The organism is Egicoccus sp. AB-alg2 (assembly GCF_041821065.1).
GTDB lineage: Bacteria > Actinomycetota > Nitriliruptoria > Nitriliruptorales > Nitriliruptoraceae > Egicoccus.
Genome location: NZ_JBGUAX010000007.1, coordinates 202,308 through 228,626, shown reverse-complemented (window position 1 = coordinate 228,626; position 26,319 = coordinate 202,308). Strand labels below are relative to the sequence as shown.

26 protein-coding genes are annotated in these 26,319 nt (G+C 72.5%); 13 read left to right on the top strand and 13 right to left on the bottom strand.

Annotation, left to right across the window (positions count from 1 at the left end):
• Positions 1 to 4: 4 nt before the first annotated feature.
• Entirely contained in the window at positions 5 to 1,117 is a 1,113-nt protein-coding gene (gene dnaN, locus ACERM0_RS15270) for a DNA polymerase III subunit beta (RefSeq protein ID WP_373679475.1), read from the bottom strand.
• 377 nt (positions 1,118 to 1,494) lie between these two features.
• Positions 1,495 to 3,141, bottom strand: a complete 1,647-nt coding sequence (gene dnaA, locus ACERM0_RS15265; RefSeq protein WP_373679474.1) for a chromosomal replication initiator protein DnaA — start codon at positions 3,139 to 3,141, stop codon at positions 1,495 to 1,497.
• A gap of 603 nt (positions 3,142 to 3,744) precedes the next feature.
• On the opposite strand from dnaA, the gene rpmH reads away from it, so the two are divergent.
• The 8 genes from rpmH to ACERM0_RS15225 all read left to right on the top strand — a co-directional run bounded on the left by rpmH (position 3,745) and on the right by ACERM0_RS15225 (position 11,646).
• Positions 3,745 to 3,879: a 50S ribosomal protein L34 gene (gene rpmH, locus ACERM0_RS15260; protein ID WP_373679473.1), complete on the top strand. Its 135-nt coding sequence runs from the start codon at positions 3,745 to 3,747 to the stop codon at positions 3,877 to 3,879.
• 5 nt (positions 3,880 to 3,884) lie between these two features.
• Entirely contained in the window at positions 3,885 to 4,232 is a 348-nt protein-coding gene (rnpA, locus tag ACERM0_RS15255) for a ribonuclease P protein component (RefSeq protein WP_373679472.1), read from the top strand.
• On the top strand, positions 4,229 to 4,492 hold the full coding sequence (gene yidD, locus ACERM0_RS15250; RefSeq protein WP_373679471.1) for a membrane protein insertion efficiency factor YidD: 264 nt from the start codon (positions 4,229 to 4,231) through the stop codon (positions 4,490 to 4,492). The genes rnpA and yidD overlap by 4 nt, the downstream gene beginning before the upstream one ends.
• Before the next feature lie 6 nt (positions 4,493 to 4,498).
• Entirely contained in the window at positions 4,499 to 5,656 is a 1,158-nt protein-coding gene (locus ACERM0_RS15245) for a YidC/Oxa1 family membrane protein insertase (RefSeq protein ID WP_373679470.1), read from the top strand.
• A 15-nt stretch (positions 5,657 to 5,671) separates the two neighbouring features.
• Positions 5,672 to 6,400, top strand: coding sequence for a protein jag (locus tag ACERM0_RS15240; protein WP_373679469.1), 729 nt, complete (start codon positions 5,672 to 5,674; stop codon positions 6,398 to 6,400).
• A gap of 2,503 nt (positions 6,401 to 8,903) precedes the next feature.
• Positions 8,904 to 9,527, top strand: a complete 624-nt coding sequence (gene rsmG, locus ACERM0_RS15235) for a 16S rRNA (guanine(527)-N(7))-methyltransferase RsmG (RefSeq protein WP_373679468.1) — start codon at positions 8,904 to 8,906, stop codon at positions 9,525 to 9,527.
• Between the two features lie 200 nt (positions 9,528 to 9,727).
• Positions 9,728 to 10,567, top strand: coding sequence for a ParA family protein (locus ACERM0_RS15230; RefSeq protein ID WP_373679467.1), 840 nt, complete (start codon positions 9,728 to 9,730; stop codon positions 10,565 to 10,567).
• On the top strand, positions 10,567 to 11,646 hold the full coding sequence (locus ACERM0_RS15225; RefSeq protein ID WP_373679466.1) for a ParB/RepB/Spo0J family partition protein: 1,080 nt from the start codon (positions 10,567 to 10,569) through the stop codon (positions 11,644 to 11,646). Before ACERM0_RS15230 ends, ACERM0_RS15225 begins: the two co-directional genes overlap by 1 nt.
• Before the next feature lie 67 nt (positions 11,647 to 11,713).
• On the opposite strand, the gene rpiA is transcribed toward ACERM0_RS15225, so the two are convergent.
• From rpiA to ACERM0_RS15205, 4 genes are all read right to left on the bottom strand, one after another.
• Positions 11,714 to 12,406, bottom strand: a complete 693-nt coding sequence (gene rpiA, locus ACERM0_RS15220; protein ID WP_373679465.1) for a ribose-5-phosphate isomerase RpiA — start codon at positions 12,404 to 12,406, stop codon at positions 11,714 to 11,716.
• Between the two features lie 62 nt (positions 12,407 to 12,468).
• Complete coding sequence (locus tag ACERM0_RS15215) at positions 12,469 to 13,227, bottom strand: HAD family hydrolase (RefSeq protein ID WP_373679464.1); 759 nt, start codon at positions 13,225 to 13,227, stop codon at positions 12,469 to 12,471.
• Complete coding sequence (locus tag ACERM0_RS15210) at positions 13,224 to 14,186, bottom strand: D-alanine--D-alanine ligase (RefSeq protein WP_373679463.1); 963 nt, start codon at positions 14,184 to 14,186, stop codon at positions 13,224 to 13,226. Before ACERM0_RS15210 ends, ACERM0_RS15215 begins: the two co-directional genes overlap by 4 nt.
• Before the next feature lie 21 nt (positions 14,187 to 14,207).
• Positions 14,208 to 15,497 (bottom strand): PLP-dependent aminotransferase family protein, encoded by a 1,290-nt coding sequence (locus tag ACERM0_RS15205; RefSeq protein WP_373679462.1) that lies wholly within the window; start codon positions 15,495 to 15,497, stop codon positions 14,208 to 14,210.
• Positions 15,498 to 15,661: 164 nt separating this feature from the next.
• Here ACERM0_RS15205 and ACERM0_RS15200 point away from each other — a divergent pair, with 164 nt between their 5' ends.
• From ACERM0_RS15200 to ACERM0_RS15190, 3 genes are read left to right on the top strand one after another with little or no spacing between them, the layout of a single operon-like run.
• The gene (locus ACERM0_RS15200) at positions 15,662 to 15,829 is read left to right on the top strand and encodes a hypothetical protein (RefSeq protein ID WP_373679461.1); all 168 of its coding nucleotides are present in this window, start codon (positions 15,662 to 15,664) and stop codon (positions 15,827 to 15,829) included.
• A gap of 9 nt (positions 15,830 to 15,838) precedes the next feature.
• Positions 15,839 to 16,537, top strand: a complete 699-nt coding sequence (locus ACERM0_RS15195; RefSeq protein ID WP_373679460.1) for a GNAT family N-acetyltransferase — start codon at positions 15,839 to 15,841, stop codon at positions 16,535 to 16,537.
• Between the two features lie 60 nt (positions 16,538 to 16,597).
• A complete protein-coding gene (locus ACERM0_RS15190) occupies positions 16,598 to 17,791 on the top strand; it encodes an MFS transporter (RefSeq protein WP_373679459.1) in 1,194 nt (397 codons plus the stop codon).
• A gap of 16 nt (positions 17,792 to 17,807) precedes the next feature.
• On the opposite strand, the gene ACERM0_RS15185 is transcribed toward ACERM0_RS15190, so the two are convergent.
• Positions 17,808 to 18,893: an N-acetylmuramoyl-L-alanine amidase gene (locus ACERM0_RS15185; RefSeq protein WP_373679458.1), complete on the bottom strand. Its 1,086-nt coding sequence runs from the start codon at positions 18,891 to 18,893 to the stop codon at positions 17,808 to 17,810.
• Between the two features lie 122 nt (positions 18,894 to 19,015).
• Here ACERM0_RS15185 and ACERM0_RS15180 point away from each other — a divergent pair, with 122 nt between their 5' ends.
• The gene (locus tag ACERM0_RS15180; RefSeq protein WP_373679457.1) at positions 19,016 to 19,618 is read left to right on the top strand and encodes a trimeric intracellular cation channel family protein; all 603 of its coding nucleotides are present in this window, start codon (positions 19,016 to 19,018) and stop codon (positions 19,616 to 19,618) included.
• A gap of 13 nt (positions 19,619 to 19,631) precedes the next feature.
• Here ACERM0_RS15180 and ACERM0_RS15175 read toward each other — a convergent pair whose 3' ends face one another.
• The 3 genes from ACERM0_RS15175 to trxB all read right to left on the bottom strand — a co-directional run bounded on the left by ACERM0_RS15175 (position 19,632) and on the right by trxB (position 21,796).
• The gene (locus ACERM0_RS15175; RefSeq protein WP_373679456.1) at positions 19,632 to 20,246 is read right to left on the bottom strand and encodes a YgjV family protein; all 615 of its coding nucleotides are present in this window, start codon (positions 20,244 to 20,246) and stop codon (positions 19,632 to 19,634) included.
• 103 nt (positions 20,247 to 20,349) lie between these two features.
• Positions 20,350 to 20,673 carry a thioredoxin gene (gene trxA, locus ACERM0_RS15170; protein ID WP_373679455.1) on the bottom strand — a complete coding sequence of 108 codons (324 nt, stop codon included), beginning with the start codon at positions 20,671 to 20,673 and terminating at the stop codon, positions 20,350 to 20,352.
• A 106-nt stretch (positions 20,674 to 20,779) separates the two neighbouring features.
• Positions 20,780 to 21,796, bottom strand: a complete 1,017-nt coding sequence (trxB, locus tag ACERM0_RS15165) for a thioredoxin-disulfide reductase (protein WP_373679454.1) — start codon at positions 21,794 to 21,796, stop codon at positions 20,780 to 20,782.
• A gap of 143 nt (positions 21,797 to 21,939) precedes the next feature.
• On the opposite strand from trxB, the gene ACERM0_RS15160 reads away from it, so the two are divergent.
• The gene (locus ACERM0_RS15160; protein ID WP_373679453.1) at positions 21,940 to 22,479 is read left to right on the top strand and encodes a B-box zinc finger protein; all 540 of its coding nucleotides are present in this window, start codon (positions 21,940 to 21,942) and stop codon (positions 22,477 to 22,479) included.
• Positions 22,480 to 22,892: 413 nt separating this feature from the next.
• Here the strand turns inward: ACERM0_RS15160 and ACERM0_RS15155 are convergent, their stop codons facing one another.
• The 3 genes from ACERM0_RS15155 to ACERM0_RS15145 form a co-directional block, all read right to left on the bottom strand.
• Positions 22,893 to 23,885 (bottom strand): hypothetical protein, encoded by a 993-nt coding sequence (locus ACERM0_RS15155; protein WP_373679452.1) that lies wholly within the window; start codon positions 23,883 to 23,885, stop codon positions 22,893 to 22,895.
• Positions 23,886 to 23,984: 99 nt separating this feature from the next.
• On the bottom strand, positions 23,985 to 24,644 hold the full coding sequence (locus ACERM0_RS15150) for an RNA polymerase sigma factor (RefSeq protein ID WP_373679451.1): 660 nt from the start codon (positions 24,642 to 24,644) through the stop codon (positions 23,985 to 23,987).
• 13 nt (positions 24,645 to 24,657) lie between these two features.
• Positions 24,658 to 26,316 (bottom strand): protein kinase, encoded by a 1,659-nt coding sequence (locus tag ACERM0_RS15145; RefSeq protein ID WP_373679450.1) that lies wholly within the window; start codon positions 26,314 to 26,316, stop codon positions 24,658 to 24,660.
• Between the last annotated feature and the right edge of the window lie 3 nt (positions 26,317 to 26,319).

Sequence of the window (26,319 nt, the reverse complement as noted above, 5' to 3'; positions counted from 1 at the left end):
CGAGCTAGCTGACGCGCATCGGCATCAGCAGGTAGGTCAGGTCGTCGACCTGGCCGTCCTCGGCGTGCGGCCGCAGGACCGCGGGCTTGAGGCCGTCACGCAACTCCACGCGGATGTGCTCGGTGCCGGTCGCCTCCAGGCCCGAGAGGAGAAAGCCCGGGTTGAAGGCGATCGTGAGCCCTTCGCCGTCGATCTCCGCGGGCAGGGCCTCGGCCGCGTCGCCCATCTCCTGGTTGCTGGCCTGCAGGTCGACGCTGCCGTCGCCGAACGTGAGGCTGACGGGAGTGTTGGCCTGTCCCATCGCCACGATCGACACGCGCTGCAGAGCCTCGATCAGGGCGGCGCGCTCGACCACCACCGAGGTCTCGTGGGCGTCGGGCAGCAGGGCGCGGTAGTTGGGGAACGTGCCCTCGATGAGCTTCGTCGTCAGCCGCCGGTCACCGAACAGGAACGACACCTGACCGGGCTCGAGCGCGATCGTGACGGCGCCGCCGACCTCGCTGGCGGCCTTGGCGGCCTCCTGCAGCGAGCGGGCCGGCACCAGCGCGGTGCCCTCCACCGCCTGGTCCCACGTCAGCGAGCGCACCGCCAGGCGGTAGCTGTCGGTCGCGGCCGCGGTCAGGGTCTCGCCGGTGGCTTCCAGGTGGACGCCGGTGAGCACGGGCCGGCCCTCGTCCGAGGAGGCGGCCCGCGCCACCTGCGACACGAGCCGGGCGAACGCGTCGGCCTTGACGATGCCCTGCGCGGCGTCCTCGGCGGGCTGGGCCAGGGCCGGGAAGTCCTCGGCCTGCATGCCGCGGACGTGGAAGGTCGCCCGACCGCAGGTGATCTCCACGCGGTCCGGCTCGCCGGTGAGCTGCACGGGGGCGTCGGGGAACCGCGCCACCAGCTGCGAGAGCAGCCGGCCGGGCAGCAGCACCCGCCCCGGCTGGTCGATCTGCACGGGGATCGAGATCTCCGCCGCCACCTCGAGGTCGGTGGCTCGACAGACCAGGCGCCCGTCGGCGGCCTCGAGCAGCACACCGGACAGCGCCGGCAGGGTGACCCGGGCACCGACGGTGCGGGTGGCCCAGGACACGGCCTCGGCGAACTCGGCTCGCTCGGCACGCAGCTTCACGTGGCTTCCTCTCTACCGGTGCGGTTGTGCACACCGCTGATGGAAGACCAGAGAGAACAGAGAGATCCCGTGGTCTTCGTAGGGGGTGTGGACGGTGTGGATGATGGCTTGTTCCTGCAGGTCAAACGGGGTTTCGGTGGCGTGGACGGTGTGGGGACGAACGACGTCGGCATCCCCAGCCCGACGAATCACATCGGCGTGCTTCCACGGCGCCCCGACATTCTCCACCACCTGTCCACGCCTCGTCCACCACCGGTGCGAGACCGCCGTCCTCAGTCCGTCCACGACCGACCCCCCGGTGTCCACCGTTCGTGCACACCTCGTCCCGAGGCCGGTCCACGGGCTGTCCACAGCCGACTGTGGAAACTGTGGATGGGTCACGGACGCCGCGCCCGGGTCTTGATGCGGTTGGTGAGTTCCTGGACCTGGTCATAAATGGTGCGTCGTTCCTGCATGAGGCCGGCGATCTTCGACTTGGCGTGCATGACGGTGGTGTGGTCGCGACCACCGAAGGCCTTGCCGATGCGTGGCAGCGACAGGTCGGTCAGCTCACGGGCGAGGTACATGGCGATCTGACGGGCCGTCACCAGCTGGCGGCTGCGCGAAGGCGAGCACAGGTCCTCCACCGTCAGCGAGAAGTAGTCGGCCACCTCGTCCATGATGAGCTGGACCGAGACCTCCTGCTCCCGGTCGTCGGGGAAGAGGTCCTTCAGGACCATCTCCGCCATCGCCGAGTCGGCCGACGAGCGCTGCAGGCTCGCGAACGCGCTGACGCGGATGAGCGCACCCTCGAGCTCGCGGATGTTGGACTCCACCTTGGACGCGATCAGCTCCAGCACCTCTGGTGCGACGCCGAGGCGGTCCGACTCCGCCTTCTTGCGCAGGATGGCGATGCGGGTCTCCAGGTCGGGCGGCTGCACGTCCGTCATCAGGCCCCACTCGAAGCGGCTGCGCAGCCGGTCCTCGAGGTGGGGGATCTGCTTCGGCGGGCGGTCACTGGAGATGACGATCTGCTTCTCGGCGTTGTGCAGCGCGTTGAAGGTGTGGAAGAACTCCTCCTGCGTGCGCTCCTTCTGCTCCAGGAACTGGATGTCGTCGATGAGCAGGACGTCCGCCTGGCGATAGGTGCGCTGGAAGGTCGTGATCCGGTCGTCACGGATGGCGTTGATGAACTCGTTGGTGAACTGCTCGGTGGTGATGTAGCGCACCTTGAGCCGCGGATAGAGGTTACGCACGTAGTGGCCGATGGCGTGCAGCAGATGGGTCTTGCCCAGCCCGGCGCCGCCATAGATGAAGAGCGGGTTGTACGACTTGGCCGGTGCCTCGGCGACGGCGTTGGCGGCTGCGTGCGCGAACCGGTTGGACGAACCGATGACGAAGTCGTCGAAGGAGTACTTCGGGTTGAGCTGGGTCTCCGGTTCCACGTCGTCGGTGCGGACCGGGCGGTCCGGCAGGGAGACGATCGGGCCGGCGGGGCGACCCGGTGCCTGGAGTGGTCGGTCGGGCGGCGACCCGTCGCGCTCGCGGGCCGCCTCTCCGGCGGCGTTCCCGGCGGCGTTCCCGAGCGGCGTGTGGCTCGGGCCGCGGTCGGGTGTGACCGGGGCGGCGTCGAAGGTGTCGGCCGCACGGCCGTCGGTGTCGACGTACGAGGCGGCGGTGAACGACTCGCCGGCCAGGTGGTCGGCAGAGCGCGCCTGCTCGGAGGCACCGGTCGGCGACCGGTCCCCGTCACTGCTGGCGAGGTGGTCGATCGGTTCGGGCCGTGGCTGGACCGTGATCACGACGTGCAGCGGACGACCCGCCGCCGCGGACAGCGCCTGCCGGATCCGATCCCCGCAACGGGTGTCGAGCCACTCGCGCGCGAAGGAGTGCGGACTGGCCAGCACGACCGTGTCGTCGCTGAAGCCGACCGGTTGGGTGGCGGCCAGCCACTGACGCTGCGCCGGAGAGGAGACGGTTCCCATGACCGCCTCGAGACTCTGTCCCCAGAGTGCGTCGAGATCGAGCGTCGAGGGTCGTGACACACCTGCTCCTGCCGATCCGGGTCGAGGAACCGCCGGGTCCGGCGATCCTGGGACCCGCTCCACGCGCGTCGGCAGCGTGTGCCTGCGCCCCCCGCGAGACACTGTCCACAACAGCGTCCACAGGTGTGGAAAGCGCAGCTCACCCGTCCGAAACGACGCAGAGCAGGCCGCGGGGGGAAGGTTCGCCGAAGGTTGTCGCTGCCCGCCACAAAGACTTGCCCCTGGGGCGGGCGTCGCCTCCGCACGGCGAACGGCCGAGGACCGTACACGCCTGGAGCGAGCCGTCGCAAGGAGTTATCCACACGGCGCTGCGCCGCACGCTTCGCGCGCAACCGCTGGACATCCAACCCGCTTCGTGCTGACGGTCGCAGCACCCGTGGTGGGACGAGCTGCCCCGGTGTGAAACGCCGGCGCCCATGCGTCTACGCTGCCGGCCCGACGACCCACCCGCCGCGACGGTTGCTCGCCTTGCGCGCGGGCGGGTACGCTTTTGCGCACGTCCTGCCTGCACCGGTGCTGGCTCGCGGTCCATCTCTCCTCTTGTTCGGAACGGACCCGACCTGCCGTGTGCACCCGATCACCGCACCCCAGGGGGGCCGGTCCGTGAAGCGCACCTTTCAGCCCAACAACCGTCGCCGTGCGAAGAAGCACGGCTTCCGCGCCCGCATGTCCAGCCGTGCCGGTCGCGCCATCATCAAGAACCGCCGGCGTCGTGGTCGCGCGTCGCTGAGCGCCTGACCATCGTGGTCCCGGTCGCAGTCGATCGGCTGCGCGAGGGACGCGACATCGCTGCGGTCCTTCGCGGCCGGCGCCAGCGCGCCGGCCGTCTCGCCGTGGTGCACGTCCGTGCCGAGCGCACCTCCGGCCTCCCGCGTATCGCGGTCGTGGCCTCGCGTCGCGTGGGCTCGGCCGTGGCGCGCAACCGTGCCAAACGCCTGTTGCGTGAAGCGGCCCGCCACGTCGACTGGCGGGCCGGCCTCGACGTCGTGCTGATCGCGCGGGCCGGGTGTGCGGAGAGCCGACTGGACGCCGTGCTGGACGAGATCCGCCACCTCGCTGGCGGTCTGGACGCCCTGGACGGCAAGGCATGAACACGTCGGTGGCCCAGCCCGAGGCGCGACGACGTCGCTCGCCGCTCGCGCTGGTGCTGCTGGCACTCGTCGAGGCGTGGCGCGCGACCGCGCCGCTGCGTCAGCCCCGCTGTCGGTTCTCGCCGTCGTGCTCCACGTATGCCGTGCAGGCCATCCGCCGGCACGGCGCGCTGCGCGGTGGCTGGCTGGCCGCGAAGCGCGTGGGCCGCTGTCATCCGTGGAACGTGGGCGGGATCGATCCCGTCCCCCCGAGGAAGTAGAAGGCTGTGGGATCTCTCTGGGAGACCATCCGTGACAGCACGATCGGCGCGCTCGACGCGCTGCTGACGCTGCTGCACGACCTGGTCGAGCCGCTCACGGGTGCGAACGCCTGGGGCTGGGCGATCATCCTGCTAACCATCGTGGTCCGGGTCGCGCTGCTGCCGCTGGCCATCAAGCAGACCCGCAGCATGCGGGCCATGCAGGCGCTGGCGCCGCAGCTGAAGGAGATCCAGAAGAAGTACAAGGTCGACCGCGACCTGCTGCGCAAGGACCCCGAGCAGTACCGCGCGAAGCGCCAGAAGCTCAACGAGGAGCAGATGGCGCTCTACTCGCGCGAGGGCGTCAACCCGGCCGCCAGCTGTCTGCCGCTGCTGCTGCAGGCGCCGATCTTCCTGGCGCTGTTCTGGACCCTGCGGTACGCCGGCCAGGAGGGCGGGGAGCTCAACGGCGCGCCGTTCTACTTCTTCACCGCGTTCGGCGAGGGCGGCCTGGAGATGCTGGTCCGGGCCGCGGGCTGGCCCGGCTGGCTGCTCATCGTGCTGATGTCCGGAACGATGTTCTGGTCGCAGAAGCAGATGATGGCGCGCAACGCCGCCCAGATGGCCGACAACCCCATGGCCCAGCAGCAGAAGATGCTGCTGTACATCATGCCGCTGTTCCTGGCCTTCATCTCGATCAACTTCCCCCTGGGCATCCTCCTCTACTGGGTCACCACGAACGTGTGGCAGGTCGCGCAGCAGGCCATCATTCTCCGGGAGGTGAAGCACGAGGCGGAGATCGGCACGCTCGCCGATCACCCGGGTGGTGAGGCCGCTCGACGCACCAAGCCGGCCAAGGGCAACGGCAAGGGCGCCAACGGCAAGGGCGCCAACGGCAAAGGCGCCAACGGCAAGGGCGCCAACGGCAAGGGCGCCAACGGCAAGGGTGCCGACGGCAAGAGCAGCAACGGCAAGGGCGGCGACGGCAAGGACGCGGGCAGTGGCCCCAAGGCCGGCGGGTCGACGCGCGGCACCGGCAGCGCCCGGTCGGGTCGTGACGGCAAGAAGCCCGACCAGCCAGGGGACCGTCGGCCCGACGAGCGGCCGGCGGCCTCCAAGGAACCTCGAACCTCGAAGAAGCGTGATCACCTCCCCCGACGGGGCGGCGATGCGCGCGACCGCTGATCTGGAGCACGTGTCATGAGCCGACGTATCGATGTCCGGGGCGAGTCGCTCGAGGAAGCGCTGACCGCCGCCGTGGCCACCCTGCTCGACTGCGCACCGGAGAAGGTCGACCTGAGCCTCGACGCCCCGGGGGCCGACGACTTCACTGGTGAACTGCGGGTCGACCTGACGGTCGCTGGCGATCTCCGCCGGGAACGCGACGAAGCCGAGCGCGACGACGTCGCTGAGGACGAGGCCTTCGACGGCGACGAGGACCGCAGCGAGGAATCCGAGCTCATCACGCCCGAGGCGCTGGACGACGAGGCCGACGCCGCCGCCGATTTCCTCGAGGGTCTCCTCGACGCGCTGGAGCTGCCCGGGGACCTGCGGATCCGGGTCCACGACGACCACGCCGAGGTGGAGGTCGTCGAGATTGGCAGCGGTGCGCTGATCGGACGCCGGGGCCAGACGCTCGAGGCGATCCAGGAGCTGGTGCGCTGTGCCCTGCAGCGCGAGTTCCAGCGCCGGTCCCGGGTCAAGATCGACGCCGAGGGCTACCGGTCCCGTCGCCTGGAGAAGCTGCTGGAGAAGGCCGAGGAAGCCATCGACGAGGTGCTCGACACCGGCGACCCCGTGCGCCTGGAGCCGATGGACGTCTTCGAGCGCAAGGCCATCCACCACCTGGTCGCCGAATACGATGGTGTCGTCAGCCGCTCCCAGGGCCGTGAGCCGGCGCGGCGAGTGATCATCGAACTCGACGACTGACCGCTCGTACGGCGCCTCCCCTCACCTCGAGAACCGGCGGCCTTCGGCCGCCGTTCTCGTTTCACGTGGAACGCCTGCTGCTCGCGACCGGGACGGATCCACGACCAGCGCTCTGGCAGTGAGCCACGTGTCGAGGCGTTGGCCGACGGGGTGCCGGTCGAGGCGACGTGTGGGCTTGTGCCGTCGGGTGCGCAGCAGGCTCGGGTGGTGATCGCCCGCGACCACCCCGGCGGCTCGCGAGCCGGACCAGGTGTGCATGAGGTGAGCCGTTCCGTGGAGCGACGGGCCCACGGTGGTGCGCCCGCGTCCGGCGAGGCGTCCGGGCCGGGCTGGGCCTGACGACGTACCGGTGCAACCGTGTCGACGGCGTCGGGCCCGTCCATCGTCGTCGGCGCGCCTGGTCACGGTTCCGGCTCTGCATCGGCGCGGCGAGCGGTGACGTCCGACTTCGCCGAGCATCGGGGGGGTTCGACACACGTCGCCACGCGGTCGCGTCGCCTTCGCGCCGGCGCCGCGATGCGCCTCCGCAACCGCGTCGCGACTGCGGCATCGCCCTTCCCGAGGCGCCCAAGCGTCGATCAGTGGTCGCGGCCATGTTGGTGTCGGGACGCTGCGCGGACTCGACGCCTACGGCGTTGCGACCGGTCCAGCGGCAGCGTGACGCGCGCGGTGTTCGGCTGCCGGCGAGCAAGCTGCGGGATGCTTTTTGTCTTCCTATCGACAAGTCGATCGGGATGTACGGACAGGTCGACATTGCGAGGCTGGTGCGACGGTGCTTCGGCACACATTCCCGGCGCCATGCCGCGCGTCGACCCCGGCTGACCAGGGGAAACGCGCTCAGATGCCGCGTGTGACGAGTTGCCGGGGAGACCGTTGTCTCGGCCCGCGCACCACAGGCCGCACCAGCGGCCTGATGAGCGTTCACCGCGCACAGCCATGAACGCAGACCGAAGCCGAGTCGGAACTGCGCTCGGCCGCGCTTTCTCGATCGATCCTGTCGGGTTGCCCGGTCTCGCCCCGCTGCGTCCGGCGCCACCTGGCGGCACCGACGCCTGCGACCGTCGTTTGCGTTCGAGCATGCCCGTGATCATCACGGCGGGCGCCTTCCTGAACGACGAAGCCTTGACCGGGGACACGACCGCCCATCGCGGCCTGGGGGGCGGCACCGCCTCGGTTTCCATCCCTGGGCGTGGCGACCGACGGCGGTCTCCGGGCCCGGGCCCTACGAACCTGCCGGCGCGTGGGAAGCGACGGGGGGTTGCCCGTCCGCCCTGGCTCGTCATGCGGCAGCGTCGGACGGGCGGCGCCGCCTCAGAGGCCAGCCTGCGCTACCAGGCCGCCGGATCACCCCGACGTGCTCCGTGGCCACGCCGACGGGGGCTGCGCCCCGGCACGCTTCCCGCTTCGACCATTGCGATGTAGCCAGCGCACCGTCGGCCGTGTCCCGCCAGTGGCCCGGCAGCGGTCGCCCGCTCTGCCGCGGTAGCTGGTCTGTCCAGCACGCCGCTTGTTCTCGTGGCGCCTGGCTGGCGGACGGCGGCTTCGACGCGCTGAGGAACTGGGTGTCAGCGTGGCGAAGTCACGGTCACCGCCGTGTTCCACGTGGAACGCGGGGACCGGAGTGAAGAGCCACCGGGCGTTCCGTTTGATCGGGAGCGCGGCCGGCAGACGCTCCCGGATACGGCGCAGGGGCCGGCCGAGCACGGGCGCCAACACGCTCGACGCCGGCGCGCTTGCCGGGCGAGGGCCGTCAAACCGCCGGAACCACCTCCGACAGCAGGGTCGACCGCCTCCAGCACCGATGCGCTGGGCACCTGCCGCTGGAGCCCGACGGCCGAGTCGCCCCGGCGCACCTACCCGGTCTCGTGTCTCGACGCAGAGTGGCGAGTCCGGAACATGGCCTGGCAGTGCTCCCGAGGGGTATTGACGGCAGCCAGCCGTGAACTCGGTGCCTACCCAGAGGCGAACGTGACGTCGGACGAAGTGTGGTGGCCCGTGCGAGCCAGCGTCGCGCCTCGTCGACGAGGTCCGACGGGACGGCGCCCCCGTCCCGCCCGGCACGTCGCGCGAAAGCCGCCGGCGGACCCTCGCCCCGATGCGCCGTGAAGCGTCGCGGGCATTGGTCGGGCCCCTTGGGCGAGGCAGCGACCAAGCCCCGCTCGCGGTACCTCGGCCGTCCGCCTAGAGGGTCGTCGCGTTGTCTCGGGCTGCGCGCAGCGGGGGGGGGGTCCATCGCCCCAGGCCCGGTGGCGCTGGGGCCGTTGCAGCTGGCGGCGTCTGCCGCCGCCTCACAACCGGGTCGAAGAAATCGGGGGCGCGGGCAGGGGAACGTCCCGTCCAGCGGGCAGTGCTCGCAAATGCTTCACGTAGCCGGCGCCGCGCCACGTTCCACGTGGAACCGCGCAGCAGACGTTCCACGTGGAACACTTCGCCACCGCCGCGACTCGAGCGCGCCGTTCCACGTGGAACGGAGGCGGACCACCCGCCGAGTAGGGTCAGCGGCATGGAATCCCTGACCCCGCGCCAGAGCGACGCACTCGAAGCCTTCACGCGTGCGGTCGAGACATCGCCGCACAACCTGGTGTCCAAACTCGCACGGTCGGAACTACGCACACGTCACATCCCCGAGTCGGTGGCGTTCGCGCGCGGGCTCCCCGCGGGGGCGCAACGGTTGCTGGACATCGGCTCCGGCGGCGGATTCCCGGGTCTGGTCGTCGCCATCGTGCGACCCGAGTACGAGATCCACCTGCTGGACAGCACCCGCAAGAAGGCCGACTTCCTGCGCGACGCGGCCGCACGACTCGGCCTCGCGGTCACGGTCCACAACGGCCGCGCGGAGGACCTCGCGCGGGGTGAACTCGCCGCCTCGTTCGACCTCGTGACCGCCCGTGCCGTTGCGTCCCTCGAGCGCCTGATCCCGTGGACGCTGCCCTTCCTCCGGCCCGGGGGAGTCCTGCACGCGATCAAGGGCGAGCGATGGTCCGAGGAGTTGGCCGCGGCGGAGCCGGTAGTGCGTCGCTACGGGGCGCGGGTCGTCGCCACCCCGAACGACGCGGACACGGCAGCAGCGGACACCGACGGAGGGCCGTCACCCCTGGTTGTTAGGATCGCGCGCCCGCCGATCTGAGGACCGTGTTCGTGGCGTGGAAACGTGGCAGGAACCGAGGGATCGAGGGGCCGTCGGCACCCGACCTCGATGCGCCTCCGGCCGGGTCCGGCGGTCCCAGCGCCGGCGCCGTGGTTCCACCGCCGCCACCGGAGCTCGTCGAGGCGGTGACCACCCCGCGTCCGGGCACCGGTTCGTCAAGCGGTCGGCGTGCCACCGTCATGTGCATCGCGAACCAGAAGGGCGGCGTCGGGAAGACGACGACCACCGTGTCGCTCGCGGCGGCGTTGGCGCAGCTCGGCGCCGGGGTGCTGGTGGTCGACCTGGATCCGCAGGGGAACGCCACCACCGGCTTCGGACACCGCATCACCGAGGGCGCGCCCAGCACCTACCAGGTACTGGTCGACGGCATGGCGGTGACCGAGGCGCGTCAGCGCACGGAGCTGGAGAACCTCGACGTCCTGCCCTCGTCGCTGGACCTCGCGGGTGCGGAGGTCGAGCTCGTACCGGCGTTCTCGCGCGAGTTGCGTCTGCGTCGCGCCCTGGACGCCGTGCGCGGCGACTACGACGTGATCTTCGTCGACTGCCCGCCATCGCTGGGCCTGCTCACGATCAACGCACTCGTGGCCGCGGACCAGGTGCTGGTGCCGATCCAGTGCGAGTACTACGCCCTCGAGGGACTCGGCCAGCTCATGCGGACGGTGCAGTTGGTCGGGGACAACCTCAACCGCGAGCTGGAGCTGGGCGGCGTCGTACTCACGATGTTCGACGGGCGGACCAACCTGTCCCAGCAGGTCGTCGACGAGGTCCGCGGCTACTTCGGCGATCGTGCGTACGCCACCGTCATCCCGCGCACCGTGCGGCTCTCCGAGGCACCGAGCTTCGGCCAGCCGATCACCGTGTTCGACCCCCACAGTCGCGGCTCGCGCGCCTACCAGCGACTCGCGCGCGAGGTGGGCGAGCGGCTGGGCCTCGGCATCGCCCCGATCGAGGACTCCCCGTTGGACCGCCTGCTGGGCGGTGCCGCCCCCGTCCGCAGCTCGGTGCAGGAGGAAGCGTGATGTCACGACGTGGTGGTCTCGGCCGGGGCCTGGCAGCCCTGATCCCGCCCGGTGAGGATCCGACCGAGGAGGCGCGGGCGACCCTGGCCGAGGTCGCCGTCGACCAGATCGTCCCGAACCCACGCCAGCCGCGCGACGTGTTCGACGAGGACGAGTTGGCTGGCCTCGCCACGTCCATCCGTGACATGGGGGTCCTGCAGCCGCTGGTCGTCCGGCCGCGGGAGGACGGCAGGTACGAGCTGATCGCCGGTGAACGCCGCCTGCGCGCCTCGCGGCTGGCGGGTCTGGACACGGTGCCGGCGGTCGTGCGGCACACCGACGACGCGGACCTGCTCAAGGAAGCCCTGGTGGAGAACATCCACCGGGTGCAGCTGAACCCGCTCGAGGAGGCGGCCGCCTATCAGCAGTTGCTGGAGGACTTCGGGTTCACGCAGGAGGAGCTCGCGAACCGACTCGGCAAGTCACGCCCGGCCGTCAGCAACGCGCTGCGCCTGCTCGCCCTGCCGCCTGCCGTGCAACGACGTGTCGCGGCCGGCGTGCTCAGCGCGGGCCACGCCAAGGCCCTCTTGGCGATCGACGACCCGGCCGAGATGACCAGGATGGCCGACCGTGTCGTCGCTGAGGGGCTGTCCGTGCGGGCCACCGAGGAGGTCGTGCGCCTCCGGCTGCTGGAACGCGTCGAGGAACCAGCCGCCACGCCCCGCGCGCGTCGCCGCCCGGTGGCTCCCGGGCTGGTGGACCTGCAGGAAGACCTCTCCGACGCCCTGCGGACCCGAGTGAAGATCAGCATGGGCGCCCGCACCGGCCGTCTGCAGATCGAGTTCGGTTCGGTCGACGATCTCGAGCGGGTCGTGGCCATCATCGCTCGCGGCCTGGAGGGCGACGGCAGCGATCTGCCGGCCGCGGCGGCCGCGGTGACCGAGGCGCAGGGCATGCGCGCGGACGACGACCTCGATGCCGTCCTCGACGCCGTCGACGTCAACGCGCCGGACCTCGAAGGACTGGACGACGTCAGCGGCTTGGACCTCGACGCGCTGGACGACGCGGACCTCGACCAGCTGACCCGGCCCGACGCCTGAGGTGGCGGCGCGCCGGGGCGCTCGACGTCTGACCGACATCCGAGCGACCACGGCGCCATCAACGTCTCTATGTCGACAAATCGATTGTCGACTCGTTGGTGAGTTGCTGTACGCCGCCGCGATCGTCGCCCAGTAGCGCGTCGGTGGCCAGGTCCACGAAGAGCCCGTGGTCGGCCACCCCCGGCATGCGTGCCAACTCGATGTCCAGCACCGTCGGATCCTGCACCCCGCCGGGGAAGCGGGCGTCGAGGATGGCGTTGCCGTTGTCGGTCCGATAGGGGCCCGCGTCACCGTGGCGCTCGACCACCTCGAAGCCGCGCTGCTGCAGCCGATGGTGGACGGGCCGGCGGGCGAACGGCACCACCTCGACCGGGAGCGGGAACGACGCACCGAGCCGATCGACCAGCTTGTCGACGGTCGCGATGACCACGAACCGCACGGCGAGGGACGCGACCACCTTCTCGCGCAGCAGCGCGCCGCCGCCGCCCTTGATCAGCTGGAGCCGCTGGTCGAGTTCGTCGGCGCCGTCGACGGCCAGGTCCAGCTCCGTCGTCTCGTCGATGTCCAGCAGCCGGATGCCCAACTCGCGGCAGCGGGCCGCGGTCGCCTCGGAGGTGGGGACGCCCGCGACGTCCAGGCGCCGGGCCGCGAGGGCGTCGAGGAAGAACGCCACGGTCGACCCGGTGCCCAGCCCGAGCCGCATGCCCGACTCGACCAGTTCGGCCGCTGCCTCGCCGGCCGCCTGCTTGCCTGTGCTCATCCCGTCACGTCCTCGTACCGGCCGCAGCGCCCGGGCTTGCCGGGCGCTTGCGACGCCTCTTCTCAGCCGCGCCACTCGGACAACAGCAGCGGCAACTCACCCAGCCCCTCGAGCACGAGGTCGATCTCCAGGTCCTCGGACGGGTCCTGCAGGTGGGCCCAGGGTCCGCGCCGCAGCCAGCAGGTTCGCATGCCGAATCGTGCCGCCGGCTCGACGTCGTTGTCGATGCGGTCGCCCACGTACAGCACGTCGGCCGGCTCCGGCGCCTTGACCAGACGCATGACGCCCTCGAAGAACGCGAGCTCGGGCTTCTCCACCCCCAGCTCCTCGGACGTCGCGAGCACGTCATGGGGCAGGTCCAGGGCGCGCAGCTGGGCATTGCGTAGCGCGGGCTGGTTGCCCGCCAGCGCCACCTCGAAGCCGAGGCTGCGCAGTTCGTCCAGGCACGGGCGCACGTCCGGGTAGAGGTCGCGTTCCTGCAGACCACCCAGGCGTCGCTCGTGCTCGTCCTGGAACTCCTCCCAGACGATGTTGGGTGCCAGGTGCGGGAAGACGAGTTGGTGATCCTCGCCCTGGGAGATGGCGGCCCCGAGCACCGCCGCGAACGTCAGGGGCGACACGCCGAGCAGGTCGGCCCAGATCGACCACACCCGGGTCTCGTCGACGAGCACCTCACCGATGTCGAAGACGACCGTCCGCGGGGAGGGACCGTCCGGGTCCGGGACGGTCTCCGGGTCGAAGTCGAGCTCGCGCAGGTGGTCGTCGACCGCGTCGGGCGGCGGCGCGGCCGACGGGTCGATCGGGATCTCCGAGGTGGTCATGCGTCGGCGTCCACGGTCGCGGCCCGGGCGCCGTCGGCCAGCGCGAGGCCCAGCAAGGTCTCGCACAGGTCACCGAACGACAGCCCGTCCGCCTCGGCGGCCAGTGGCACCAGCGAGGTGTCGGTCAGGCCGGGGCAGGTGTCGAGCTCCAGCAGCCACGGCGTGCCGTGGGCGTCGACGACGAGGTCGGCACGCGAGATGTGGCGCGCCCCGATCGCCCGGTAGGCCCCGACCGCGGCCTCGGCGCACGCCTGCGCGACGGCGTCATCCAGCCGGGCCGGTGCGTGGAACTCCGTCGCGCCGGCCGTGTACCGCGCCGCGAAGTCGTAGGCGCCCTCCTTGGGGTGGATCTCCACCGCCGGCAGCGCGCGGCCGTCCAGGACCGTCACGGCCACCTCGGTGCCGGCGACGAACTGTTCGAGCAGGACGGTGTCGGCGTAGCTGAACGCGCCCACGATCGCCTGGGGCAGCCCGGCCGCCTCCTCGACGATGGTCAGCCCGAGCGACGACCCGCCGGTCGCCGGCTTGACGACCACCGGCGACCCGAGGGCGGCCGCGAGCCGGTCGAGCACCGCCACGGCGCCCATCTCGCGGAAGGCCTGCTGCGTCAGCGTCACGTTGCGGGGGGTGTGGATGCCGGCGCGGCGGTAGACGCCCTGCGCGATCGGCTTGTTCCACGCGAGCGAGCTGGCCAGCACGTCCGGGCCGGTGTACGGCAGCCCGACCAGCTCGAGCAGCGCCTGCACGGTGCCGTCCTCGCCCGCCGATCCGTGCAGCGTCAGGAACGCCGCGTCGAAGCCGCCGCGCTCCAGGACGTGGACGAGTTCACCGTCCACGTCCACGCGGGTGACGTCGTGGCCACGGTCCGCCAGGGCGTCGGCGACCCGGGTGCCCGAGCGCAGGCTCACCTCGCGCTCGAGCGAGATGCCGCCCGACAGGACGGCGACGTTCGACGGCACGGGGACCTCCTGGCGTGGTCGCTAGCCGATGCCGCCGCGGCCCTCGTTGGGGCGCGGCGGCGGTGTGGGGGCATGTGCACCGTAGACGGCCCGGACCAGGTCGAGCTCGGCGTGCAGCAGCTCACCGAGCCGTTCGACGCCCTCGACGATGCGTTCGGTCGAGGGCTGTGAGAAGCACAGCCGCAGCTGGTCGCCGCCCGAGCCCTCGGCGTAGAACCCGCGGCCAGGTACGTACGCGACGCGGTGGTTGATCGCCTTGGCGAGCAGGTCGGACGTGTCGATGCCCGCCGGCACGGTCATCCACACGTAGAAGGCCCCGGCGGGGCGCGTCCACGTGACCCCCGCCGGCATGTGCGCGTCCAGCGCGCCGAGCATCGCCTCGGCCTTCTCCTGGTAGACCCCGCGGAAGCGCTTGACCTGCTCGCGCCAGGGCTGTTCCGCCAGCCAGCGCTCGACGATCATCTGGGTCAGCGTGGCAGGGCAGAGGTCGGCGGCCTCGCGCAGCAGCACCAGCTTGTCCCGGATCGGATGCGGCGCGGCGATCCAGCCGGTGCGGACCCCCGGGGCGAACGTCTTCGACACGGTCCCGACGTAGACGACGCGGTCCGGCACGAGCTGGCGGATCGAGGGTTGGATCCGCCCGGCGAAGTCCAGCAGCCCGTAAGGGTTGTCCTCGAGGATCAGGAGGTCGTGGCGCTCGGCGAGCTCGGCCAGGTGTCGGCGGCGCTCGGGCGACAGCGACACACCGCCCGGGTTCTGGTGGTTCGGGATCGTGTAGACGAGCTTGGCACGCCGCCCCTGGGCCCGCAGCTGCTGCAGCAGGTCCTCGAGCAGGTCGACCCGCATCCCGTCGGCGTCCATGGGCACGTGGCGGACGTCGGCCTGGTGGCTGCTGAGCGCGCCGATCCCACCGACGTAGGTCGGCCCCTCGGCGATGACGACGTCGCCGGGATCCACGAAGCACTTGGCGATCAGTTCCAGCGCCTGCTGCCCGCCGGCGGTGACGACCAGGTCGTCGACGTGGGCCGGCACGTCCTCGTGGTGCATCACTTCGACGAGCTGTTCGCGCAGCTCCGGGCGGCCCTGCCCGATGCCGTACTGCAGGGCCGTCGCACCCGTCTCGCGCACGACGGCGGCCGCCACCGCCTCGGCCGCCTCGAGGTCCAGGGCCTCGACGGCGGGGTTGCCCCCGGCGAAGGACACGATCTCCGGCCGCGCGGTGAGGGCGAACAGGGCGCGGATCGCCGACGCACTCATCCCCTGCACACGGCCCGCGTAGCGGTCCAGGTAGGGATCGGTGTCGAGCCGCACACACGTCTTTCGGGTCGTCGCCCCGTGAGGGCGTCGCGAGACGCTGCGCGACCCTGCCGAGCACGCCCGCGTCGCCGGTAGCATCGAGCGTAGCGAGCCGCCCAGGGCGCATCGGCACACCTTCCGCCCGGGCCCACTCGAGCCCGCCGTCGCGAGGAGGCCGGATGACCGAGGTCCAGCTGGCACCACCGGCGACCCGCCATGTCGCCGCCGGAGGCTGGCGACGGGCGGTCGTCGGCCTCCTGGTGGGCGCGATCGCCGCCGGCCTGGCGCTGCGGGTGCTGCCACCCGACGACGAGGCCACCGCCGCGCCGCGTCCCGGACCGGGCTGAGGCGGCCCCATGGCGCGCCGCGTGGTTCCGCTGTACGGCGAGGTGGTCGAGGAACTACCGCCGCACTGCCGCGAGTGCCTGTTCTGGGAGCTCGGCGGCCGCCGCCCCCAGGACGACCCGCCCACCGCGCTCGACGGCAACGGCCGCTGGTCCGACCCCCTCACCCGCAAGCAGGCCTGGGCCTCCGCGCTCGCGCAGGACGGGCGTTCGGCCGGCCGGGTCGTCAAGATCGACGACGAGGTGGTCGCGCACGCGCTGTTCGGGCCAGCCGAGGCCTTCCATCCGCGGCCGGCGCTGGTGCCCCGACCCTCGCCGGGTGCGCTGCTGCTCGCGACCGTGTGGGTCCAGCCGCAGTGGCGCGGCCTGGGCCTCGGCCGCCTGCTGGTCCAGGCCGCGCTCAAGGAGGCGATCCGGCTCGACATCACCTCCGTGGAGGCCTACGGGGACCGCCGCTGGCTGGAGCGGGGCTGCTACCTACCCGCGACCTGGTTGCTGCACGAGGGCTTCGAGGTGCACGGCGAGCATCCACGTACCCCGTTGTTCCGCATCGACACCCGCCGCACCCTGCGCTGGGCGGAGTCGCTGGAGCACGCCCTGGAGGAGATCCTCGCCCACCTGCCGCGCCGCGTGCGGGTACCGGTGCCGGCCCCGGCGCCCTCGGCACACCCCAGCCGCGGCGAGGACGGCGACCCCCACGGGCTACGCTGAGCGGTCCGCCTCCCGCGGCGTCGACGCCGGCGCCGCCTCGATGCTCCCGCTGGTGCCCGCTTGCGCGCCTACCGCGACCTGTTCGCCCATCCCGACGCCCGCTGGCCGCTGGTCGCCTCGACCGTCTCGCGGCTGACGCCCGGCATGATCGCCCTCGCGATCGTGCTGATGCTGCGCGGCCACGGCTACGGCTACGCCGCCGCGGGCCTGGTCACCTCCGCCCATCAGATCGGCGTCGGGCTCGGTTCACCCGTGCAGGGCCGGCTGGCGGACCGGATCGGACAGGCCCGCCTCCTGGTGCCGGACGCACTGGTGTACGCCGCCGGGACCGCGGCGCTGGCGGTGCTCGCCGGCCGGGGAGCGCCGGTGCCGCTGCTGGTGGTGGTGACCGTGATCACGGGGCTGTTCCTGCCACCGGTGACCGCGTGCTCGCGTGTGCTGCTGTCCCGGCTGTTCCCCACGGGTCGCCAGCGCGAGACGGCGTTCGCCGTGTCCTCGATCGCCGTGGAGCTCGGGTTCATCGTCGGGCCGCTCGCGGCGGCGGCCATCAACGCACGGCTCGGCGGTGGGGTCGCCGTGATCGTGGCGGGCACCATCGCGATGGTCGGCGCCCTGGGCTACGCGGCGACCGGGGCGGCGCGGGCGATCCCGCCGCGCGTGCACGCGGTCGGCGTCGGCGGGGCCCTGCGGGCGGTCGGCATTCGGGTGATGGTGCTGGCCTTCGCCTGCATCGCGGTGGTGTTCGGCGTGATCGACATCGTCGTGCCGGCGGTGGCCGAACTGGCCGGGGAGCCGGACGCCGCCGGTGGCCTGCTGGCCGCGATCGCGGGCGGCAGCCTGCTCGGGGGGCTCGTGTACGGCTCCCGGTCCTGGCCGGGGACGCTCGAGCAGCGCCTGCGCGTGCTGGTCGTGGTCATGGCCCTCGGCCTGACGCTGTTGCCGCTGGCGCTGGGCTCGCTGGGCTCGTTCGCCGTGGCGCTGTTCGTCGGCGGCCTGTTCCTCGCACCGACCACCATCTGCGCCTTCCAGCTCATCGACGACCTGGCGCTGGCCGGCACCCAGACCGAGGCGCAGTCGTGGACCCAGTCCGCGGTCGTGTTCGGCGTGGCCGCCGGGGCCGCGCTGTCCGGGGCGGCGGTGGACGTGCGCGGTCCGGCGCTGGCGCTGTTCGCCGGGGCCGGCTGCGTGGCCCTCGGGGCACTGGTCATCAACACCGGCGCCCGCCGTCTGCGCCCCAGCGTGTCGCCGGGCTGACCAGCCCGGAGCAGCGTCAGGCGACCCCGGCGAGCGTGCGATCCCCGGTCAGGAAGGCCACGACCGCGTCGGCCAGTGCCGCGGCGACGTCGCGCTGGTGGCCGGGATCGGCCAGCCTGCGGCCCTCCCACGGGTGGGTCAGGAACCCCGGCTCGATCAGCGCCGCCGGCGCGCGCGATTCGCGCAGCAGCGCGGTGGTGGAGGGATGCGTGCGGCAGTTGAGCGTGCCGGTCGCCTCGACGACCTTGTCCACCGCCAGTTGGGCCAGCAGCCGGCCGCGCTCGGACACGGCCCCGTCGTGGCCGAAGTAGTAGGCCGCCGCCCCGTGCGCCGCCGGGGACGCCAGGCCGTTGCAGTGGATGGACAGGATGGCCTCGACGTCCTCGCGGTTGGCGTGCTGGGCCCGCTCCGACGGGGTGGGGGAGGTGGCCGGGCCACGCGCGAGGATGACGTGGGCCCCCAGCGCGGCCAGCCGGCCCTCGAGCAGGGCGGCGATCTCCCAGGTGACTCGCTGTTCCTCGATGCCCTCGGGGTTGACGAACCCGGGCAGTTCGGGGCTGTGTCCAGGATCGATCATGATGCGCACGCCGGCGATCGACAGGCGTGGGGCACTGCGCAACCATTCGCGCTCGCGCACCGCGTAGGCCGGGGCCTCCTGGTGCTGGCGGTAGAGGCGGCGCAGCAGGTCGACGGTGTCCGGGCCGGCGATGCCGTCGTTGTTCAGGCCGACGTTGAGCTGGAACTCGCGGACGGCCTCGAAGGTCTGCAACCCGTACAGGCCGTCCTCGTAGCCGGCGTCGAAACCCAGCTGGTTGAGCCGCCGCTGCAGGTCCCGGACGTCGTCGCCCTGGAGCACGGGCCGGGTCACGTACAGCATCCGGTCGCCCAGGCGGTAGGAGGCGCCGACCAGCGCGTGCCAGGTGTCGGGGCCGACGATGCCGTCGGCCGGCAGACCGCGCTGCTGCTGGAAGGCGCGCACGGCCGCCCGGGTCGTCTCGCCGAAGACGCCGGTCTCGTCGTCGCAGGCCATGCCGAGATCGGCGAGGCGTCCCTGGACGTCCTCGACCTCCGCGCCGGCCGTTCCGAGTTGGATGAGTTCCATACGGGCGCAGAGGTTAGGCCCTCGGTGCAAGCCCGAGGTCACGTCCGCCCTGCCGCGGCGGCGACGCCGGCCGCGGCCGCAAGCTTGTATGCGCGGGTCCGGGCGCACAGCGGAGGACGACGGTGGAGCAGGCACTGGTCTACGTCGGCACGGTCACGTTCGCCGTGACCGGTGCGCTGGCCGCGGTTCGCCGGGATTTCGACATCGTGGGCGTTCTGGTGCTTGCCGCGGTGACGGCGGTCGGCGGCGGCTCCATTCGAGACGTGGTGGTCGGAATCGTCCCGCCCACGGCGCTGCGCGACGAGACGCTGCTGTGGCTGGTGTTCGCGACCGGCGTCATGGTGTTCGCACTGCACCGGTTCGTGCCCACGGGGCGCACGCTCTACGCGTTCGACACGGTCAGCCTCGGCCTGTTCGCGGCGCTCGGGGCCGAGCGCGGGCTGTCGGCCGGCTTCGGATTCTGGGGCACCGTCTTCGCCGGCGCGGTCAGCGGCGTGGGCGGGGGCGTGATCCGCGACCTGTTGACCGGCGCGGTACCCGGCGTGCTGTACCGCTCGGGTGACTTCTACGCGACCGCGGCCGCGGCGGGCGCCGGCGTCTGCTTCCTGCTCCAGCCGATCGACACCACCCTGGCCGTGATCGCCGGCGCGGCGACCGCGATCGCGGTACGGATCGGAAGCCGGGTGGTCGGTCTGCGGCTGCCGACGCCGCGAACGGAGGCGTGAGGGCGGGCGGCCGTCACACCTCGCGTCGCCAGCGCTGGCCGTCCTCGGCGAACCCCATGCGGGCGAGGTAGCGCCGGTGGTCACTGGTCGCCGCGTGCGCGGTGACGCGCGAGATGCCGGCCCCACGGAAGGCCCCGGACGCGCCGAAGAGGACCTGCCCGGCGGTGAAGTCGCGGTGGGCCGGGGTGACGTAGTCGACGTCGAGGTGACCGACCTCGCCGTCGCGGCGGGCGAGCACCACGCCGACCGGGACGGCGTCGCGGAGCACGAACCAGGCCAGGTGGTCGTCCCGGACCCCGGCGAAGTCGGGCTGGAAACGCCGGATGTCGTCGAGGTGGAAGTCGACGAAACGGCGCAGCACGGGCGCGCGCGTGTCGCTGGCCACGACCTCGAAGTAGCCGTTGCCGGTGCGGTCACGCCACAACCGGGCCAGGTAGTAGACGTTGATGCAGACGATGGCGCCGTTGGTCAGCACGACCGGCAGCGACCCGATGAGCGCGCCGTAGGCGGTGAACACGGCCGAGCCGACCAGGTTGACCACCCGGAGTCGCAGCACGGACGCCATCAGCAGGCTGAGCACGATCAGCCCCGAGGCCAGGTAGCCGATCAGTTCCACGACGTCGGGCATGGCGCAGTTTCCTCGGACGGTGCGTGCGGGGCCGTTCCACCCCCTCACGGCGACTGCCCCGGGCGAAGGGGCCCGGGGCAGCGCGACGGATGGCTGGCGAGGCCTAACCCACGTAGTCGGCGAGGTCGGCGAGCAGAGCCGACTTCGGCTTGGCGCCCACGATGCGCTTGTCGGGCTGGCCGCCCTTGAAGACCATCAGCGTCGGGATCGACATGACGCCGTACTCGCGGGCCGTGCCGGGATTCTCGTCGACGTTGAGCTTCATGACCTTGAGCTGGCCGGCGTGCTCCTCGGCGATCTGGTCGACGATCGGGCCGACCATGCGGCACGGACCACACCACTCGGCCCAGAAGTCGACCAGGACCGGGGCGTCGGCCTCGAGGACCTCGGTCTTCCACTCGCCGTCGGTGACGGGGGTCGCGCCCATGCTCGTGTTCCTTCGTGTCGATGGTGGGACGTCTCGCGGGTGAACGCGTCGGAGGCGACAGGCTATTCCGCCGTGCCCGTACCCACCGGACGACCGTTCGGGTGGGTCAGCGGGGGTCGTCGGGTGCGGCGGAGGTGTGCTCGGCGAGGAAGCGCTCGGCGTCGATGGCGGCGCGGCAGCCGGTGCCGGCGGCGGTGATGGCCTGCCGGTAGACCTGGTCCATGACGTCGCCGCAGGCGAACACGCCCGGCACGTTGGTGGCGGTCGAGGGCTGGTCGACGAGCAGGTAGCCCTCGCCGTCGCGTTCGAGCGCGCCCTCGAACAGCCAGGTGTTCGGGATGTGCCCGATGGCCAGGAACAGCCCCTCGCACGCGAAGTCGCGGGTCTCGCCGGTGACGGTGTCGCGCAGCACGACGGCGCTGACCTGACCGTCGGCGCCCTTGATCTCGGCCACCTCGGCGTTCCAGACGAAGTCGATCTTGTCGTTCTTGAACGCGCGCTCCTGCATGATCTTGGAGGCGCGCAGCTCGCTGCGGCGGTGGACGACCGAGACCTTGGCGGCGAACTTGGTCAGGAAGATCGCCTCCTCCATGGCGGAGTCGCCGCCGCCCACGATGATGACGTGCTTGTCCTTGAAGAAGAACCCGTCACAGGTCGCGCACGCCGACACGCCCGAGCCCCACAGCTCGGTCTCGCCCGGAACGTCCAGCCGGCGCGGCTTGGCGCCGGTGGCGATGATCAGCGACCGGGTCGCGATCTCTTGCCCGGAAGCGGTCTTCAGGGTCTTGACCGGCCCGTCGAGGTCGACCGCGGTGACGTCCTCGGTGACGAACCGGGTCCCGAACCGCTCGGCCTGCGAGCGCATGTTCATGATGAGTTCGGGGCCCATGATCCCGTCGGGGAAGCCCGGGAAGTTCTCCACGTCCGTGGTCAGGGTGAGCTGACCACCGGTCGGACCGCCGTCGACGACGCCCTCGACCAACAGCGGCTCGAGGTTGGCGCGGGCCGTGTACAGCGCGGCGGTCAGCCCGGCGGGGCCGGAGCCGATGATGACGACGTCGTGGACGCGCGCGTCGGGGGCCTGGTCTGCGGCACCGGGAGTGGGCGGGACGGTCAGGGACATGCGGCGGGCACCTGTGGTCGACGACGGCGGGGAGCAGGCGGGAGTGACGGCCGCCGTCGGCCGTCACCTGCGTCGAGAGCCTAAACGGCCACCTGCACGGTGGCATTCCCGTTCGAGGTGAACGGTTGCCTACCCTGGGCGACGTGGACGCCCCGACCTGCCCCCGCCATCCCGACGTGGAGACACGTCTGTCGTGCTCGGCGTGCGAGACGCCGATCTGCCCGTCGTGCGGGGTCGAGGCGGCCGTCGGCTACAAGTGCCCCGACTGTGCACGCCAGGACGGCGCGTCGACGCCTCGCCCCCGCAGCCGCTCGCGGGCCCGGGGCGCGGTCGCGGCACCCGCGCCGGGCGAGCGACTGCCGACGACGACCGCCGTGAAGGCGACCGCCATCGGCCTGGCCGCCGCCGCGCTCGGCGGACTGCTGCTCGGGCCGATCCTGATCGGGGGCGCGTTCTTCCTCATCTCGGCCGGCGTCATCGGCTGGGGGGTGGCCCGCGCGGTCTACTGGGCCACGGACGAGGTCAGCACGCCCTACGTCCGCGCGATCGCGCTCACCGCGGCCGGCTTCAGCGTCGCCATCGGCATGGCCACCGCGGCGGGACCGACCACGGTCCGCGAACTGGCCTTTCTCGCCTACCCGGCCGCGATGTACGGCGGCTGGATCGTGGTGCGGCAGCGCTGACGCCTCGGTCACGCTGGTCGCTGGCGCGGTCCGGCGGCTGGGTTTCGCGGCGGGTGGCGACGGCGAGGCCCACCGCACGCCCACCCACTCCCTGAGCATGGCCAGGTTTCGGCGTGCCGACGTCCGGGGGCCGACGGTGCGCCCAACCGTCGGACACGAGGTCGAACGAGCGACGCATGGTCAGTCCAGCAGCGCACGGGTGCGCCGCTGCCTCGACCGTGCACCGCTGCCTCGACCGCGCGCCGCTGCCTCGACCGTGCGGTGACCTGGCGCACCGACCGTGTGACGTGGCGCGGCCAGCAGGGCCGGTGGTCACGGGGATGCCGCCGACCTGCGCGCACTCGCGGGCGCTGCCGGATGGCCGAGAACACGGCGTGAATCGAACGAGTGAGGGAGAGTCCCTCCCGCCGGACTCACGGGCGGCTGGCGACCACCTCGCAGGTCTCCCGGTCCAGCACGCGCACCTCCGGCACCGTGAAGCGCTGCGTACCGGGGTCGAGGGTCACCAGGCCGACCGCGACCACCTCGCGACCGTCGTAGCGCGCCGCTTCCAGGTAGGCGGGCAGGGCGTCGTCGGGCAGGGCGTCGAGGCAGCGCTGCGCCGCCTGCCGGTCGTCGGCGCTGCCCAGGTCGGCCGTCGCCGCGTCCTGCTCCGTGGCCGCGTCCTGCTCCGCGGCCTCGGGCGCCGGCTCGGCGGCCCGGAGTCGCCCGGCGGCATCCGGGTCCAGCTGGCGTGAGGCCAACGCCTGCACCTCGGGCGTGAAGAGCAGGGCGTCGAGGTCGTCGTCGGCCAGCTCGCGCCCGAAGGCGTACAGGGTCAGCGCGTCCGCGTCGGCCTCCATCTCGCCGTCGCCCGCGCTCTCCTCCTCGGGTGCCTCGGCCGGCGCCTCCATCGTGGACATCTCTTCGTCGGCCGACTCCTGCGCCGGCGCCTCCCCGGCGTCCCCGCCCGCGTCGGTGGGTGCGGCCATGTCCGTGGCGGCGTCGTCGCCCCCGGCGCCGCCCAGCGAGGCGACGCCCACGACACCGGCGACGACCAGCACCGCGGCGGCGGCGCCGGCCAGCACGGTCCAGCGCGAGGCGCTGCGGGCGGCGCGCCGGGCGGCCAGCTCGTCGCGCGCGCCGAGCTCGGCCTCGGCCGCGGCCCGCGGGTCGTCCGGCGCCGTCACGTCGGGGCTCGCCAGGACGTCGGCCAGCTCGGCGTCGACCCGCGCACGCAGGCGCTCCTCGAAGCCCTCCGGCAGCGCCGTCGGCGACAGCTCGGCCAGCGCGTCGTCGGCACGCCGTGCGTCCGCGACGCGGGCGCGCAGCGCGGCGTCCCGGGCGAGCTCCGCCTCGAAGGCGGCGTGCTCGTCCGGGGACAGGTCGCCCGACAGGTAGTCGGCGATGCGCTCGGCGGCGTCCACGGGGGTGGTCGTTTCCTCGACGGTGGCGTCGGTGGGGGAACCTGGCGGTGGGACGTCGGCGGACGGGCGCGGGTTGCGTCCGTGCCGCCGCCGCGCGTGTCAGCCGGGTGGTCCGCGGGTCTGCAGGTCGGCGGGCGGCGGGCGCTGGTCACGTTCGTCACCGTCGGCGCCGGCCGGCTGGCCGTCCGTGGCCGTCGACTCCCGCAACAGTTCGCCGAGCCGGACACGCGCCCGGGACACCCGGCTCTTCACGGTGCCGACCGGCAGGTCCGCCGCGGCGGCGGCCTCGGCGTACGACAGGCCCTCGACCGCGACGAGCAGCAGTAGGAGCCGTGACTGTTCGTCCAGGTGCTGCAGGGCCGCCTCGACGCTCAGCGCGGTCTCGCGCGCCTCCAGCACGTCCTCGGCGACCGGCTCGACGCCCACGGCCGTGACGTCGTCGACCGGCGTGGCGGGCCGCCGGGCGTCGTAGCGGACGTGGTCCGTGCACACGTTGCGGGCGACCCGGTAGAGCCAGGTCGACAGCTTGGCGTCGCCGCGGAACGTGGTCGCGCTGCGGGCGAGCCGGACGAAGGTCTCCTGGACGGCGTCCTCGGCGTCGGCGGGAGACCGCAGCACGCGCAGGCACACGGCGAACACGCGCCGCTGGTGGCGCCGGACGAGCTCGTGGAACGCCGCCTCACGCTGGGAGCGGGTCAGCGTGGCGTCGGCGAACCGGGCCAGGATCGCCTCGTCGCTGTGCTCGGCGGCCGTGGTCACCGCGACGTGACGCTCATGAGGGGCCGAGGAACTGGATCTCGGCGACCTCGGCGGTGAACTGGCCGCTGGCGTTGGGGGACAGGCCGCTGATCCACAGCAGCCAGTAGCGCTTCGTCGTCGGCGCCAGCTGGAAGGGCTGCGACGCGCGGATGTCCGACTGTGCCGCCCGGTACGGGCCCCAGCCCTCCAGGCCTTCCTCGGCGTCCGGCAGCGTGTCGGCGGCGTAGAGCTCGACGTCGACCCCGCCGCGGACCAGCTGTACGACGACGCTGCGAACCTCCAGCGGCTCGCCGAGGTCGACGACCAGGCCGACCCCGTCCTTCAGGCCCTCGAAGTCCTCGTCGGCGTAGCCGTTGGTGGACCAGGCCGACTGCAGGTCGCCGTCGATCGCCAGCGACGCCTCGCCGGCGTTGTCACCCACGCCGGGGGCGGTCGGGTCGAACACCGCGGCGGTGGCCGGTGACCACTCCACGGCGGCGGCGGTCTCGGGCGCCTCCGCGCCGCGCAGCGACAGCACCGCGAACACGGCCACGAGGGTGACGATCACGCTGGCCGCCACCGTCGCGAGCAGCCGCGTGGTGTACTCCTTGCGGGTCGCCGGCATCGGACCGGAGAAGGCGCGCAGCTCGTCGTGAGACGAGTCCTCGCCGTCGTGGTCGCGGCCGTCGCCCAGCAGGGAGGCGGTCAGGTCGCTGGGCTTCACCGTGACGAGCTCGCGCAGCACGGTCGCCATCGTGGCACCGTCGTCGTAGCGCTCGTTGCGGTCGCGGCGGGTGGCGCGGACCACCACGTCGTCGAGCGCGCGCGGGATGTCGTTGACGAGCTGGCGCGGCGGCATGAGCTCGTAGGTCAGGCGCATCGCCGCGGTGGCCGTCGGCGTGTCCCCGCTGAACGCCGGGCGGCCGGTCAGGCACTCGTAGAGCACGACCCCGAGGGCGTAGATGTCGGCCCGGGCGTCGACGTTGGCGTCCTCGAGCTGCTCGGGCGCGACATAGGCCGCCGTGCCGACCACCGTGCCCGGTGTGGTCAGGGTCGCGTCGGCCCCGGACAGCGCCTTGGCGATGCCGAAGTCGGTCACCTTCACCGTGCCGTCGGAGGCGAGCAGGATGTTGGCCGGCTTGACGTCGCGGTGCACCAGCCCGTGGGCGTGGGCCTCGCCGAGGGCGGAGGCGACCTGCTCGCCCACGGCGGCGACGACCATCGGCTCCAGGGCCCCGCGTTCGCGCAGCACGTCGCGCAGGCTGGGCCCGTCGACGTGCTCCATGACGAGGTAGACGAGGTCGTCGTCCCGGCCGGTGTCGTAGATCCGGACGGCGTTGGGGTGGTTGAGCTGGGCCGCCGCACGCGACTCGCGTTCGAAACGCTCGACGACGGTCGGGTCGGTGGCGTGGTGCGGGTGCAGCAGCTTGACCGCGACCGAGCGCGACAGGTTCTCGTCGAAGGCGCGCCACACGATGGCGGCGCCGCCGGACGCGATGGGTTCCTCGAGGTGGTAGCGACCGCCGACGTGGGAGCGGTCCGGCCACGGCCGGTGCTCGCCCTCGGGCACGCTGCCCGACGGGGCGACCTCGCCGACGCCGACGTCATCGAACGACTCCGCGCCGGTCACGGTCGGCGCATCCCCGTCGTCGTGCGTCGCCGCGTTGGCGCGCTCCGGTCGATCCTGTGCCACGTA

Coding starts and splice junctions, on each gene's coding strand:
- ACERM0_RS15175 (WP_373679456.1), bottom strand. CDS start 20,246: ATGCCCGACGTCGTGGAACTGATCGGCTACCTGGCCTCGGGGCTGATC.
- ACERM0_RS15240 (WP_373679469.1), top strand. CDS start 5,672: ATGAGCCGACGTATCGATGTCCGGGGCGAGTCGCTCGAGGAAGCGCTG.
- rpiA (WP_373679465.1), bottom strand. CDS start 12,406: ATGAGCACAGGCAAGCAGGCGGCCGGCGAGGCAGCGGCCGAACTGGTC.
- ACERM0_RS15215 (WP_373679464.1), bottom strand. CDS start 13,227: ATGACCACCTCGGAGATCCCGATCGACCCGTCGGCCGCGCCGCCGCCC.
- ACERM0_RS15230 (WP_373679467.1), top strand. CDS start 9,728: ATGTGCATCGCGAACCAGAAGGGCGGCGTCGGGAAGACGACGACCACC.
- trxB (WP_373679454.1), bottom strand. CDS start 21,796: ATGTCCCTGACCGTCCCGCCCACTCCCGGTGCCGCAGACCAGGCCCCC.
- trxA (WP_373679455.1), bottom strand. CDS start 20,673: ATGGGCGCGACCCCCGTCACCGACGGCGAGTGGAAGACCGAGGTCCTC.
- yidD (WP_373679471.1), top strand. CDS start 4,229: ATGAACACGTCGGTGGCCCAGCCCGAGGCGCGACGACGTCGCTCGCCG.
- ACERM0_RS15185 (WP_373679458.1), bottom strand. CDS start 18,893: ATGGAACTCATCCAACTCGGAACGGCCGGCGCGGAGGTCGAGGACGTC.
- rsmG (WP_373679468.1), top strand. CDS start 8,904: ATGGAATCCCTGACCCCGCGCCAGAGCGACGCACTCGAAGCCTTCACG.
- ACERM0_RS15195 (WP_373679460.1), top strand. CDS start 15,839: ATGGCGCGCCGCGTGGTTCCGCTGTACGGCGAGGTGGTCGAGGAACTA.
- ACERM0_RS15200 (WP_373679461.1), top strand. CDS start 15,662: ATGACCGAGGTCCAGCTGGCACCACCGGCGACCCGCCATGTCGCCGCC.
- ACERM0_RS15225 (WP_373679466.1), top strand. CDS start 10,567: ATGTCACGACGTGGTGGTCTCGGCCGGGGCCTGGCAGCCCTGATCCCG.